The organism is Pseudomonas fuscovaginae SE-1 (assembly GCF_000364705.1).
GTDB classification, from domain to species: domain Bacteria; phylum Pseudomonadota; class Gammaproteobacteria; order Pseudomonadales; family Pseudomonadaceae; genus Aquipseudomonas; species Aquipseudomonas fuscovaginae_A.
The window spans coordinates 1-13,909 of the sequence record NZ_AQOH01000032.1; the positions used below are offsets into that span (position 1 = coordinate 1).

Here is a 13,909-nt window from a genome sequence, read left to right on the forward strand (position 1 = left end):
ACCCGCCGCGAAGCTTTTGGTGATCTTGAGGGCCCATTCTCGGGCAAGTCGGATCGCCGCACCGCCGGCTCCTGCAATGAGGCCCCGTTACACCGTCGGGTTCAGGCCTCGACCAGTTCCGCCGGCGAGACGATGCTGGTCTTGGCCCCGCGCGAACGCCCCGAACTCAGGTAGGCGGCAATCGACTCCTGGGTCACTTCGCCGAGGAACACCCGCTCGGCGTCCATCACCGGCAGCCACGCCCGGTTGAACTCGTACATCCGCGACAGCAGGATGCGCAAGTGTTCGTCGTAGGCGGCGGTGGCGTTGAATTCGCGCAGGAACTGCCCACAGTCGCCACTCTGGCGGTGCAGGTCGCGGCGGCGCACGTAGCCCAGAGCCTTGTTGTCGGCGTCGGTGACCACCACGTAGCGACGGTCATGTTCGTCCATCAGATCCAGGGCTTCGGCCACCGGCGTCTGCGGGCTGACCGACGGCGCGTTGTCCGCGGCATCCTCGGCCTTGACCAGCAGCAGGCGCTTGAGCGTGCTGTCCTGGCCGACGAAGTGGCTGACGAACTCGTCTGCCGGATGGGCGAGCAGGGTGTCCGGGTGGTCGATCTGGATCAGCTTGCCGCCACGGAAGATGGCGATCTTGTCGCCGAGCTTGAGGGCTTCGTCGATGTCGTGGCTGACCATGATCACGGTCTTGTTCAGCGCCCGCTGCATTTCGAAGAACTCGTTCTGGATCATTTCCCGGTTGATCGGGTCGACCGCGCCGAACGGTTCGTCCATCAGCAACAGCGGAGCCTCCGCCGCCAGGGCGCGGATCACCCCGATCCGCTGTTGCTGGCCGCCGGACAGCTCCCGTGGATAACGGTGCAGGTACTGCTTGGGCTCGAGCTTGATCATATTCATCAGCTCGCGGGCCCGCTCGTGGCATTTGTGCTTGTCCCAGCCGAGCAGGCGCGGGACCACGGTGATGTTTTCCTCGATGGTCATGTTCGGGAACAGACCGATCTGCTGGATCACGTAGCCGATGTTGCGGCGCAGGGTCACTTCGTCCAGTTCGGTGGTGTCTTCGCCGTTGATCAGTACCTTGCCCGAGGTCGGCACGATCAGCCGATTGATCATTTTCAGCGTGGTGCTCTTGCCGCAACCGGACGGGCCGAGAAACACGCAGATCTCGCCTTCGTTGACGGTCAGGCTGACGGAGTCGACGGCCTTGACCGCCTTGCCATTGCTTTGAAAGGTCTTGCTGAGGTTTTGCAGTTCGATCATTTCAGGAGTCCTTTTGGAGTCAATGTGCGTTGCAGGCGCTGCAGCAGCAGGTCGGCGACGATGGCCAGGACACTGACCAGCACCGCGCCGACCAGCAGCATCGACATGTCGCTGCGGCTGATGGCGGCCAGGATGAGCACGCCCAGGCCGCCGGCGCCGATGGTGGCGGCGATGGTCATGACGCCGATGTTCATCACCACGGCGGTACGCACGCCGGCGAGAATCACCGGTACCGCGATCGGCAGCTCGACCATGCGCAGGCGCTGGCCGAAGGTCATGCCGATGCCCCGGGCCGCTTCGCGGATGCCCGGCTCGACGCCGGTCAGCGCCAGGTAGGTGTTGCGCATGATCGGCAGCAGTGAATAGAGGAACACCGCGGTGATCGCCGGCAGCGGGCCGAGGCCCTGGCCGAATTTCGAGTAGAACGGCAGCAGCAGGCCGAACAGCGCGATCGACGGAATGGTCAGCAGCACCGTGGCGCTGGCCTGCAGGGGGCCGGCCAGGGCCGGGAAGCGGGTCATCAGCACGCCCAGCGGTACGCCGAAGACGATGGCCAGGCTCACCGCGATGCCGACCAGGGTGATGTGTTGCCCGGTCAGGTGCAGCACCTGGGACCAGTCCAGGTGGGAAAAGGCGTTGATAAAGTCCATGTCTTCTCCTCAGTGGATGGGGTGCTGGCGCAGGAAGTCGGCGGCCACGGCAGAGGGGCTCTCATGGCCGACGTCGACCCGGGCGTTGAGTTGGCGCATGGTTTCGTCGTCGAACAGCTCGGCCAGCGGCTTGAGGTCGGTGGCCAGTTGCGGGTTGGCGTCGAGGAGCGCCTTGCGCACCACCGGGGCGGCGGTGTAGTCCGGGAAGTAGTGCTTGTCGTCTTCCAGCAACTTGAGCTTGAAGGCGTTCAGCCGGCCGTCGGTGGTGTAGACCAGGCCGGCGAACACCTGGCTGTTGCGCAGGGCGGTGTAGACCAGTCCGGCATCCATCTGGCGGATGGTGCGGCGGTCGAGGTTCATGCCGTACAGCTTGACCATGCCTTCCAGGCCGTCGGAGCGGTTGGCGAACTCGGTGTCCAGAGCCACCAGGTGATGCTGGTCGGCCTCATTGCGCAGCACCTGGGTCAACTGGCTGATGCTGTTGATCTGCGGATACTGCTGCGCCACTTTCTGCGGCAGGGCCAGGGCGTAGGTGTTGCTGAACTTCGACGGAGTGAGCCAGATCAGGCCCTTTTTCGCGTCGAGTTCCTTGACCCGGGCGTAGGACTGTTGGCTGTCGAGCTTTTCCGTCACATGGTTGTAGGCCACCAGCGAGACGCCGGTGTATTCCCAGAGCAGGTCCAGTTGCCCGCTTTCGTGGGCGCTGCGAGCCAGGTTGCTGCCCAGGCCGCCGGTGACCTGGGTGTCGTAGCCCTTGCCACGCAGGTATTGCGAGGTGATCTCGGCGAGCAGGGTCTGCTCGGTGAACACCCGGGCGCCGATACGGATCAGCGGTTTGTCGGCGGCCTGGGCCGCTCCCGCGAACAGCAGGGCACAGGCGAGGAGAATGCAGAGTCTTTTCATGTCGTTTCCTTTGCTCAGGCGCGCAGCCCGCGTTCGAGCCAGAGGCGGCTGCCCAGGGTCACCAGGGCGTCGAGCAGCAGCGCCAGCAGGGCGGTGCAGGCGGCACCGAGGATCAGTTGCGGCTGGTTGTTCAGGGCGATGCCGGGGAAGATCAGGCTGCCCAGGCTGTTGGCGCCGATCAGGAACGCCAGCGGCGCGGTGCCGACGTTGAGCGCCAGGGCCACCCGCACGCCGCCGATGATGATCGGCACGGCGTTGGGCAATTCGACTTTCCACAGCACCTGGCGCGGGGTCATGCCGATGCCGGTGGCGGCCTCCTTCAGCGAGGCCTCGACGTTCTTCAGGCCTTCATAGGTGTTGCGCACGATCGGCAGCAGCGAGGCGAGGAACAAGGCCAGGATGGCCGGGCCGGCGCCGATGCCGAGAATCCCCAGGGCAATGGCGAGCACGGCCAGGGGCGGCACGGTATTGCCGATGTTGAAGACCTGCATGAAGCGCTCGGCCCGCGCGGCCATGGCCGGGCGACTGAGCAGGATGCCGGCGGGTATGCCGACGATGAGCGCCGCGAACATGGAGGCGAGCACCAGGTAGAGGTGCGCTTGCAGGTAGAACCACAGGTCGGCCTGGTAGTGCTCGATCGTGCTGATGCCGATCCAGTGGATCAGCAGGGCCAGGAGCGCGATCACGGTCACGCCTCCCACAAGCCCCTTGCCATAGCGATTAGCCACAGATGGACTCCTTTTTTTTCGGTCGGCGAACACTTCCCCGTGAGGCAAAACCATTCCTGGCTACCGAAGAAGATGTTCGCGAAGAGCAGCCTTGTCCCGGCCGATGAACGGCTCCGGGAAAAGCCATGAGCGCCGCCCTCGTCAGGCTAACTGACTGATTTTTCTACACCTGACGAAAGGTCATGACAGGGAAGTGGACGCCTGCGACGTTTAAAAGGTTCCGCAATTGGCAGCATTTGGCCATCTCGCCGGGAGGGCGACGCAGGGCTTCGGTCGGGCTGGCGGTGGCCGCTGCGCTGCAGTCTGGTCTATAATCTGCGCCCTTTTTTGAATCACCTGTCAGGCGATTTCCCATGACCAACCAGGCCGCCGAAGTCGCGAAACGCCGCACCTTCGCCATTATTTCCCACCCGGATGCGGGTAAGACCACCATCACCGAAAAGCTCTTGCTGATGGGCAAGGCGATTTCCGTGGCCGGTACGGTGAAGTCGCGTAAATCCGACCGCCATGCCACCTCCGACTGGATGGAGATGGAGAAGCAGCGCGGTATTTCCATTACCACCTCGGTCATGCAGTTCCCGTATCGCGAGCACATGATCAACCTGCTCGATACCCCCGGTCACGAAGACTTCTCGGAAGACACCTACCGGACCCTGACCGCCGTGGACTCGGCGCTGATGGTGCTCGACGGCGGTAAGGGTGTAGAGCCGCGGACCATCGCCCTGATGGACGTCTGCCGCCTGCGCGACACGCCGATCGTCAGCTTCATCAACAAGCTCGACCGCGATATCCGCGACCCGATCGAACTGCTCGACGAGATCGAGGCGGTGTTGAAGATCAAGGCCGCGCCGATCACCTGGCCGATCGGCTGCTACCGCGACTTCAAGGGTGTGTACCACCTGGCGGGCGACTACATCATCGTCTACACCCCGGGCCACGGCCATGAACGCACCGAGGTGAAGATCATCGAGAAACTCGACTCGCCGGAAGCACGCGCCCACCTGGGCGACGAGTACGAGCGTTTCCTCGAACAACTGGAACTGGTGCAGGGCGCCTGCCATGAGTTCAACCAGGAGGAATTCCTCACGGGTCAGATGACCCCGGTGTTCTTCGGTACCGCGCTGGGCAACTTCGGTGTCGACCATGTGCTCGACGCGGTGGTCGACTGGGCGCCGATGCCGCTGGCCCGGGTGGCCAACGAGCGTTCGGTGGAGCCGGTGGAGGAGAAGTTCACCGGTTTCGTGTTCAAGATCCAGGCGAACATGGACCCCAAGCACCGCGACCGGATCGCTTTCATGCGCATCTGCTCCGGCAAGTATGAAAAGGGCATGAAGATGCGCCATGTGCGCACCGGCAAGGACGTGCGTATCGGCGATGCGCTGACCTTCTTCTCCTCCGAACGTGAGCAACTGGAAGAGGCCTACGCCGGCGACATCATCGGCCTGCACAACCACGGCACCATCCAGATCGGCGACACCTTCACCGAAGGCGAGGCCCTGGGCTTCACCGGTATCCCGCACTTCGCCCCGGAACTGTTCCGCCGCGTGCGCCTGCGTGACCCGCTCAAGTCCAAGCAATTGCGCCAGGGCCTGCAGCAACTGGCGGAAGAGGGTGCGACCCAGGTGTTCTTCCCCGAGCGCAGCAACGACATCATTCTCGGCGCCGTCGGTGTGCTGCAGTTCGATGTGGTTGCCAGCCGCCTGAAGGAGGAATACAAGGTCGAGTGCTCCTACGAGCCGATCACCGTATGGTCCGCCCGCTGGATCGAGTGCAGTGACAAGAAGAAGCTCGAGGAATTCAGCAACAAGGCCGTGGAGAACCTGGCGCTGGACGGCGGCGGTCACCTGACCTACCTGGCCCCGACCCGGGTCAACCTGGCGCTGATGGAAGAGCGCTGGCCGGATGTGAAATTCCGCGCTACCCGTGAGCATCATTGATTCGTCGTCGGCGAATGTGAAGCACCGAGAACCCCGCTGCCTGGCAGCGGGGTTTTTTATTGCATGAGCCAACGCTGCGCCTGGATCGGGTTCAGCGCAATGGCTGATGCCCTCTTCGCGGATAAATCCTGCTCCCACAGTTTTGTGGCGTTCATAAGTTTCGTGGTCGGCACGGTACCTTGTGGCAGGATTTATCCGCGAAGAGGCCCTGGAAATATTCTCGGTTCTGGGGGGTAGTCGTAATCGATCTAAGGGCGCGGGCCAAGTTTCATGTAGCCACCATGGCGAAGTCGCCAGCTTGGGGCTAGGTTCAGTCAGGGTTGGCGCCGCTTTCGTGCGCCGTTGTTCGCGATTTGCCTGCTAAAGGAAGGAGCGACGATGAAATACTTTCAACGCATTGTGTTGCTGATCAAGGTGCTGGTGATGCTGTCGCTTGGCACGACTGCCGCCTGGGCCAGCATGAGTCCGTCCCAGGCCCATGGCTTCTGGAGCGCGCAGAGCGCCCAGGGCGCTGGACAGATGCTTGCCAAGTCCGACTCCGAGCCGGGTGACGAAGGCCAGGGTGGCAGCAAGGGCGATGACGATTCCACCACGGATGAACCTGACACCGATGATGGCGACGAGGGTGACAGTGATACCTGAGCAATGAGAAAGCCCCCGCTGCCAGGTCGATGCGCAACCTGACAGAAGGGGCCGGGACAGCGGTTTCAGCGCTCTCGCTGGTTCAGGAGAGCGCTTTTTGTTGCCTTACAGAAACTGCTCGGCGTAGTGGCAGGCAACCTGGCGGGTATCCACCTGGCGCAGTTCCGGCAGTTCGGTCGCGCAGCGCTCGGTGGCGTACGGGCAGCGCTTGTGGAAGGCGCAGCCGCTCGGCGGGTTGAGCGGGTTGGGCAGCTCGCCGGCGATCTTGATCTTCGGCTTCAGCGGGTCCGGGTGAATGGCCGGGGTCGCCGACAGCAGCGCCTGGGTGTAGGGGTGCAGCGGCCGCTCGTAGATGTCTTCCTTGGGGCCCATTTCCGCCGGGCGCCCGAGGTACATCACCAGCACCTGGTCGGCGACGTGGCGCACCACCGCCAGGTTGTGCGAGATGAACACGTAGGCGGTGTTGAACTCCTGCTGCAGGTCCATGAACAGGTTCAGCACCTGGGCCTGGATCGACACGTCGAGCGCCGAGGTCGGCTCGTCCGCCACCAATACCTTGGGTTGCAGCATCATGGCGCGGGCCAGGGCGATGCGCTGGCGCTGGCCACCGGAGAACATGTGCGGGTAGCGCTGGTAGTGCTCGGGGCGCAGGCCCACCTGCTTCATCATCGCCTGGACTTTCTCGCGGCGTTCGGCAGCCGACAGCTTGGTGTTGATCAGCAACGGCTCACCGAGCTGGTCACCGATCTTCTGCCGAGGGTTGAGCGAGGCGTACGGGCTCTGGAACACCATCTGCACGTCCTTGCGCAGTTGCTTGCGCTGGGCCTTGTCGGCCCCGGCGACTTCCTGGCCGGCAATCTTCAGCGAGCCCGAGGACGGTTCCTCGATCAGCGTCAGGGCGCGGGCCAGGGTGGACTTGCCACAGCCCGATTCGCCGACCACGGCCAGGGTCTTGCCGGCCTCCAGCTCGAAGGACACGCCGTTGAGGGCACGCACGGTGGCGTGGCCCTTGAACAGGCCACGGGACACTTCGTAGTGACGGGTGAGGTCGCGGGCGGTAAGAACGACGGCCATTACGCCACCTCCTGGTTCAGCGGGTAGAAGCAACGGGCAAGGCTATTGGCTTTCGGGTCCAGGGCCGGACGCTGCTGCCGGCAGTTTTCCTGTACGTATGGGCAGCGTGGCGACAGCAGGCAACCCTGCGGCCGGTCGTAGCGGCCGGGCACGATGCCCGGCAGGGTCGACAGGCGCTCGGCTCCCAGGCTGTGCTCCGGGATCGCCTTGAGCAGCGCTTCGCTGTAGGGGTGTGCGGGGATGTCGAACAGGCCGGGGACCTGCCCGACTTCCACGGCTTGCCCGGCGTACATCACGCAGACCCGCTGGGCGGTTTCCGCCACCACCGCGAGGTCGTGGGTGATCAGCACCAGGCCCATGTTCTGTTCCTGCTGCAGGCTGATCAGCAGGTCCATGATCTGCGCCTGGATGGTCACGTCCAGGGCGGTGGTCGGCTCGTCGGCGATCAGCAGTTTCGGCTCGCCGGCAATCGCCATGGCAATCGCCACGCGCTGGCTCATGCCGCCGGACAGTTGGTGCGGGTAGGCGTCCATGCGGCTCGCGGCGCCCGGGATCTCGACTTTCTCCAGCAACTCGATGGCCCGCTTGCGCGCCTGCTTGCCGGACATCTTCAGGTGCAGGCGCAAGACTTCCTCGATCTGGAAGCCCACGGTGTAGCTGGGGTTCAACGCGGTCATCGGGTCCTGGAAGACCATCGCCAGGTCCTTGCCGACGATCTGCCGGCGCTGGCGGGCGTTGAGGGTGAGCATGTCCTTGCCGTCGAAGCGCAGGGCGTCGGCAGTGACGATGCCGGGGTGCTCGATCAGGCCCATCAGCGCCATCATGGTCACGGATTTACCCGAACCCGACTCGCCGACGATGGCCAGGACCTCGCCCTTGTTCACGCTCAGGTCGAGGCCGTCGACCACCGGAACGGCGTTCTTGTCGCCGAAGCGGACGTTGAGATTCTTGATTTCTAGCAGTGACATGGGAATCTCCTCAGGCGGCATTCTTGAGTTTCGGGTCCAGCGCGTCGCGCAGGCCGTCGCCCATCAGGTTGATTGCCAGCACGCTGAGCAAAATGGTCAGGCCGGGCAGGCTCACTACCCACCAGGCGCGTTCGATGTAGTCGCGGGCCGAGGCCAGCATGGTGCCCCACTCCGGAGTCGGCGGTTGTACGCCGAGACCGAGGAAACCGAGGGCGGCCGCGTCGAGGATGGCCGAGGAGAAACTCAGGGTGGCCTGGACGATCAGCGGCGCCATGCAGTTGGGCAGCACGGTGATGAACATCAGGCGTGGCAGGCCGGCACCGGCCAGGCGCGCGGCGGTCACGTAGTCGCGGTTCAGTTCGCCCATCACCGCGGCGCGGGTCAGGCGCACATAGGACGGCAGCGAGACGATGGCGATGGCGATCACGGTGTTGATCAGGCCGGGGCCGAGGATGGCGACGATCGCCACGGCCAGCAGCAGCGAGGGCAGGGCGAGCATGATGTCCATCAGGCGCATGATGGTCGGGCCGAGGATGCGCGGGAAGAAACCGGCCAGCAGGCCCATCAGGATCCCGGGGATCAGCGACATCACCACCGACGAGAGGCCGATCAGCAGCGACAGGCGCGAGCCCTGGATCAGCCGCGACAGCAGGTCACGGCCCAGTTCGTCGGTGCCCAGCAGGAACTGGGTCTGGCCGCCTTCGAGCCAGGCCGGCGGGGTGAGCAGGAAGTCGCGGAACTGCTCGCTCGGGTCGTGTGGCGATACCCAGGGGGCGAAGATTGCGCAGAAGATCACCAACAGCATGAACAGCAGGCCGGCGACGGCGCCCTTGTTGCGGGCGAAGGCCTGCCAGAATTCCTTGTAGGGCGATGGGTACAGCAGGCTCTGGTCGACTGCTGCTGAGGAGATTGGAGTACTCATGAATAGGCTCTCAGCGCTGGTGACGGATACGTGGGTTGGCAAGGCCGTAGAGGATGTCCACCACGAAGTTGACCAGGATCACGATGCAGGCGATCAGCAGGATGCCGTTCTGCACCACCGGATAGTCCCGGGCGCCGATGGCTTCGATCAGCCACTTGCCGATGCCGGGCCAGGAGAAGATGGTTTCGGTCAGGACCGCGCCGGCCAGCAGCGTGCCGACCTGCAGGCCCATCACGGTCAGCACCGGGATCAAGGCGTTGCGCAGGCCGTGGACGAACACCACGCGGGCCGGCGACATGCCCTTGGCGCGGGCCGTGCGGATGTAGTCCTCGCGCAGCACTTCGAGCATCGACGAACGGGTCATCCGGGCGATCACCGCCAGCGGGATGGTGCCCAGTACGATGGAGGGCAGAATCATGTGGTGCAGGGCGTCCCAGAACGCGTCCGGCTGGTCGCTGAGCAGGGTGTCGATCAGCATGAAGCCGGTTTTCGGCTCGATGTCGTAGAGCAGGTCGATCCGCCCGGAAACCGGGGTCCAGCCCAGGGCGACCGAGAAGAACATGATCAGGATCAGGCCCCACCAGAAGATCGGCATCGAATATCCGGCAAGGGAGATGCCCATGACCCCGTGATCGAACAGCGATCCTCGCTTGAGGGCGGCGATCACCCCGGCCAGCAGGCCGAAGACGCCGGCGAACAGCAGGGCGGAGATCGACAGTTCCAGAGTGGCGGGGAACAGCGCGGTGAATTCGGTCCAGACACCGGTGCGGGTGCGCAGGGATTCACCGAGGTCGCCCTGGGCCAGCTTGCCCACGTAGTCGATGTATTGTTCGTAGAGCGGCTTGTTCAGGCCAAGGCGTTCCATCGCCTGGGCGTGCATCTGCGGGTCGACCCGACGCTCGCCCATCATGACTTCCACGGGGTCGCCAGGGATCATGCGAATCAGCGCGAAGGTCAACAGTGTGATGCCGAAAAACGTGGGGATCAGTAACCCCAGTCGGCGGGCAATAAAACTAAACATCTTGTGGTGTACCTCATCAGCCGGTTAGGCGTGCCGGTTGCGGCCCCTTGTAGGGCCGCTTCCGGCGTATTTTTCTACTTCACCTGGGTCGTGGCGAAGTTATTGGTGGACAGCGGATTAATGTGATAGCCCTCTACGTTCTTGCGCATGGCGGTGAACATCTTGGGATGAACCTGATCGACCCACAGCACGTCGTTGTGCAGGATTTCCAGGGCTTTTTCGTAGAGTGCGGCACGTTCGGCAGGTACCGTCTCGGCACGGGCCTGCTCGATCAACGTCTGGAACGGCTGGTTGCACCAGCGGCTGTAGTTTTCGCCGTTTTTGGCGGCTTCGCAACTCATTAGCGGCGTCAGGAAGTTATCCGGGTCACCGTTGTCACCGCTCCAGCCGGCCGATACCAGGTCATGTTCGCCCTTTTTCGCGCGCTTGAGCATTTCCGCCCACTCCATGACCCGGATGTCGATCTTGAGACCGATCTTGGCCAGGTCCGACTGGATCAGTTGCGCACCCAGTTGCGGATTGGGGTTGGTCGGGCCGCCGCCGTTGCGGGTGTACAGGGTGAAGACCGTGCCTTCGGGCACGCCGGCTTCCTTGAGCAGGGCACGGGCCTTGTCCAGGTTCAGCGGCGGGTTCTTCAGCTTGTCGTTGTAGCCCAGCAGGGTCGGAGGGTAGGGGTTGACTGCCGGGATGGCGTTGCCCTTGCCGAACAGGGTGTCGGCGTAGGTCTGCTTGTCCAGGGCCAGTTCGATGGCCTGGCGCACGCGTACATCGCTCAGGTATTTGTGCTCGGTGTTGATGGCGGTGTAGCCGGTGGCCATCGCCGCCATGCTGACCACCTGCAGGTTCGGATCGGCCTGGATGCTTGGCACGTCATCCGGTTTCGGATACAGCGCCACCTGGCACTCGTTGGCCCGCAGTTTCTGCAGGCGGGTGTTGTTGTCCGGGGTGATGGCGAAGATCAGGGCTTCGGCCGGTGGCTTGCCACGGAAATAGTCCGGATTGGCCTTGTAGCGAACCTGGGCGTCCTTGGCATAGCGCTGGAACACGAACGGGCCGGTACCGATCGGCTTGGCGTTCAGGTCGTCCAGCTTGCCGGCCTTGAGCAACTGGTTGGCGTACTCGGCGGAGTGGATCGAGGTGAAGGCCATGCCCAGGTCGAGCAGGAAGGGCGCTTCGGGACGGGACAGGGTGAACCGGACGGTCATGTCGTCGACTTTCTCGACGCTCTTGAGCAGGTTCTGGAAGTCCATGCTCTCAAAATACGGGAAACCGACGGTGGATTGCTTGTGCCACGGGTGGTTCGGGTCCAGCTGGCGCTGGAAGCTCCAGAGCACGTCGTCGGCATTGAGTTCGCGGGTCGGCTTGAAATAATCGGTGGTGTGGAACTTGACGCCCTTGCGCAGGTGGAAGGTGTACTGCAGGCCGTCGGGGCTGATTTCCCAGCTTTCGGCCAGGGCCGGCTGGATCTCGGCGGTGCCCGGCTTGAAGTCCACCAGACGGTTGAACAGGGTTTCGGCCGCGGCGTCGGATGTGACGGCGGTGGTGTACAGCACCGGGTCGAAACCTTCCGGGCTGGCTTCCGTGCAAACCACCAAGGGTTTGGCCGAAACGCCAACGGCTATGGTCAGCAGGCTGGCTGCGACGGCCGCCCGCAGGGAAAGCATCTTCATATAAACCCTCCGTAATCAAATGAGCCAGATTAGTCGCTGGGGCCGATTCGTCGAATTGGCCCCAGCGTCGCTACCTACTGGTTGGAACCGTGGATCAGAGAATCTTGAACGGGATGGTGGTGACCAGGCGGAACTCGTTGATGTTGCCGTCAGCCTGGAACTCCGAGGCGCGGTGAGTGGTGTAGGTGGCACGGATGGCGGTGGCTTTCAGCGGACCGCTCTGCACCGCGTAGGAGGCGCCGATGCCGTATTCCTGATGCTTCTCGCCGTCCATCAGGCGCAGGTCGCTGCGTTTCACACCTGCTTCGCCATAGGCGGTGCCGGTGTAATGGGTACCATCGATACCCCAGCCACGGGAGCTGTAGATGTTGAACTTCAGGCCTGGCACGCCGTATTCGGCCATGTTGAGGCCGTAGGCGATCTGGAAGGATTTCTCGTTCGGGCCGTTGAAGTCCGACAGCAGGGAGTTGGCCAGGTAGATGCCGTTGGTTTCATGCAGGTAGTCGAAGTATTCGTTGCCGTTCACCTGCTGGTAGGAGAAGGTCAGGCTGTGGGCCTGGTGGGTCAGGCCGAGCGACAGCGAGTAGGTGTCGTTGTCGATTTCGCCCATTTTCTTTTTGCCGGCGTCTACGGTCTTGTAGTAGTTGAAGCCGGTGGTCAGGCCCAGGATCGAGCTGTCGCCCAGGTCGTGGGTAGCGCCGAAGTAGTACTGGTTCCAGAAGTCCTCGACCTTGGCCGCGTACAGGCTGGTTTTCAGGCTCTTGAAGGGCTGATAGTTCAGGCCGGCAGTGTTGACGCGATCGGTTTCCTGGCCATTGCCGTATTCGCTGCGGAATTTCGACAGGCTCTGCTCGGTACGTGGCGACACGCGATCGAAGGTGCCGGCGTCGAAGGACAGGTTGTTCAGCTCTTCGCTGTGCAGGCTCACGCCTTCGAAGCTGGAAGGCAGCGCACGGTTGCCGATGGTGTCGACGATCGGCGTGCTGAAGTTCTGGCGGCCGGCGGTCAGGGTGGTGTTCGAGACACGGAACTTGACGTTGGCCAGGCCCAGCTTGCTCCACTGGCCGACGGCGTCGCCGTCGCTGTGGGTCAGGGTACGGTTGGAACCGCCGGCCATATCCTTGCGGTCACGGTCCAGGGCGATGGCGTTGTAGGCGGCGACTTCGGTGCTGACGCCGACGGTGCCCTGGGTGAAGCCCGAGGTGTAGTTCAGGATGGTGCCCTGGACCCAGTTGATGCGACGTGGTGTCGGGGTCGGAGTGTCGCCGCCTTTCTTGTAGGAGAAGCGGTCATCCCGGCGTTTCAGTTCGTTGGCGTACCAGTTACGGGTAGTGCCGCCCAGGCTCTGGCCATCGATGAAGCCCTTGGCTTCACTCTGGGCATTGCTGGTGTTGAGGCCGGTCGGAATGAACTCCTGGCTCTGTGATTCCGCATGGGCCATCAGGCTGGCACTACTGATTGCTAAGGCTAACAACGCTTTCTGAGAGAGTTTCAAGGTAAAGCTCCTTTCTTTCTTTTTTGATACCGGCTTTTTTGGGTGTGCCGGCTGTTTTGTGGTGAACTCTTTTTTCTTTTCGCAAACGTTTGCTTGGCAGTGATTCGCCGAATTTCGGCTGCAAGTTTGCGTGAGAGCGAAATTCGCCCTCAGCGCGTGGGGCACGGTTTTATTGTTCGATACTGACGCCCGAGAACGAGTTGCGACCAAACGGACTGACCTTGAAGTCATGAACCTTGGCGCTTAACGGCTGGTTGACCGTCGAGTGGGCGACAGGGGTGATCGGCACCTGTTGCTTGAGCAACTGCTGGGCCTGTTTGTAGAGCACGGTGCGCTGGTCGCGATCAGTGACGATCTTGGCCTGCTTGATCAGCTTGTCGTATTGCGGGTCGCACCACATGGAGTAGTTGTTGCCGCCAATCGCGTCACAGCTGTAGAGGGTGCCGAGCCAGTTGTCCGGGTCGCCGTTGTCGCCGGTCCAGCCGATCAGGCTGATGTCGTGCTCGCCGTTCTTGGTGCGCTTGATGTATTCGCCCCATTCGTAGCTGACGATCTTCACCTTCAGACCGATCTTCGCCCAGTCGGCCTGGAGCATCTCGGCCATCAGCTTGGCGTTGGGGTTGTACGGACGCTGGACCGG

General features: G+C 63.0%; 13 protein-coding genes. 2 read left to right on the forward strand and 11 right to left on the reverse strand.

The window, feature by feature from the left end:
- Nucleotides 1-101 precede the first annotated feature (101 nt).
- Genes K675_RS0104300 through K675_RS0104315 form a run of 4 tightly spaced genes read right to left on the reverse strand, consistent with a single transcriptional unit; the run spans nt 102 to nt 3,540 of the window.
- Complete coding sequence (locus K675_RS0104300) at nt 102-1,259, reverse strand: betaine/proline/choline family ABC transporter ATP-binding protein (protein WP_017902279.1); 1,158 nt, start codon at nt 1,257-1,259, stop codon at nt 102-104.
- Nucleotides 1,256-1,909: an ABC transporter permease gene (locus K675_RS0104305; protein ID WP_017902280.1), complete on the reverse strand. Its 654-nt coding sequence runs from the start codon at nt 1,907-1,909 to the stop codon at nt 1,256-1,258. The genes K675_RS0104300 and K675_RS0104305 overlap by 4 nt, the downstream gene beginning before the upstream one ends.
- Nucleotides 1,910-1,918: 9 nt before the next feature.
- The gene (locus tag K675_RS0104310; RefSeq protein ID WP_017902281.1) at nt 1,919-2,812 is read right to left on the reverse strand and encodes a glycine betaine ABC transporter substrate-binding protein; all 894 of its coding nucleotides are present in this window, start codon (nt 2,810-2,812) and stop codon (nt 1,919-1,921) included.
- Between the two features lie 14 nt (nt 2,813-2,826).
- A complete protein-coding gene (locus tag K675_RS0104315) occupies nt 2,827-3,540 on the reverse strand; it encodes an ABC transporter permease (protein WP_026144916.1) in 714 nt (237 codons plus the stop codon).
- 353 nt (nt 3,541-3,893) lie between these two features.
- Between K675_RS0104315 and K675_RS0104320 the strand changes: the two genes are divergently transcribed.
- Complete coding sequence (locus tag K675_RS0104320) at nt 3,894-5,477, forward strand: peptide chain release factor 3 (protein ID WP_017902283.1); 1,584 nt, start codon at nt 3,894-3,896, stop codon at nt 5,475-5,477.
- Nucleotides 5,478-5,855: 378 nt separating this feature from the next.
- Entirely contained in the window at nt 5,856-6,119 is a 264-nt protein-coding gene (locus K675_RS0104325; protein WP_017902284.1) for a hypothetical protein, read from the forward strand.
- Between the two features lie 105 nt (nt 6,120-6,224).
- Here K675_RS0104325 and K675_RS0104330 read toward each other — a convergent pair whose 3' ends face one another.
- From K675_RS0104330 to K675_RS30385, 7 genes are all read right to left on the reverse strand, one after another.
- Nucleotides 6,225-7,193, reverse strand: coding sequence for a peptide ABC transporter ATP-binding protein (locus K675_RS0104330; RefSeq protein ID WP_017902285.1), 969 nt, complete (start codon nt 7,191-7,193; stop codon nt 6,225-6,227).
- Nucleotides 7,193-8,161, reverse strand: a complete 969-nt coding sequence (locus K675_RS0104335) for an ABC transporter ATP-binding protein (protein WP_017902286.1) — start codon at nt 8,159-8,161, stop codon at nt 7,193-7,195. The genes K675_RS0104330 and K675_RS0104335 overlap by 1 nt, the downstream gene beginning before the upstream one ends.
- Before the next feature lie 10 nt (nt 8,162-8,171).
- A complete protein-coding gene (locus K675_RS0104340; protein ID WP_017902287.1) occupies nt 8,172-9,083 on the reverse strand; it encodes an ABC transporter permease subunit in 912 nt (303 codons plus the stop codon).
- Nucleotides 9,084-9,093: 10 nt separating this feature from the next.
- Nucleotides 9,094-10,104, reverse strand: a complete 1,011-nt coding sequence (locus K675_RS0104345; RefSeq protein ID WP_017902288.1) for an ABC transporter permease subunit — start codon at nt 10,102-10,104, stop codon at nt 9,094-9,096.
- Nucleotides 10,105-10,178: 74 nt separating this feature from the next.
- Nucleotides 10,179-11,774 (reverse strand): ABC transporter substrate-binding protein, encoded by a 1,596-nt coding sequence (locus K675_RS0104350; protein ID WP_017902289.1) that lies wholly within the window; start codon nt 11,772-11,774, stop codon nt 10,179-10,181.
- A 94-nt stretch (nt 11,775-11,868) separates the two neighbouring features.
- Nucleotides 11,869-13,269: an OprD family porin gene (locus tag K675_RS0104355; RefSeq protein ID WP_026144917.1), complete on the reverse strand. Its 1,401-nt coding sequence runs from the start codon at nt 13,267-13,269 to the stop codon at nt 11,869-11,871.
- Between the two features lie 169 nt (nt 13,270-13,438).
- A partial coding sequence (locus K675_RS30385; protein ID WP_037006298.1) for an ABC transporter substrate-binding protein occupies nt 13,439-13,909 on the reverse strand: 471 nt, incomplete at its 5' end.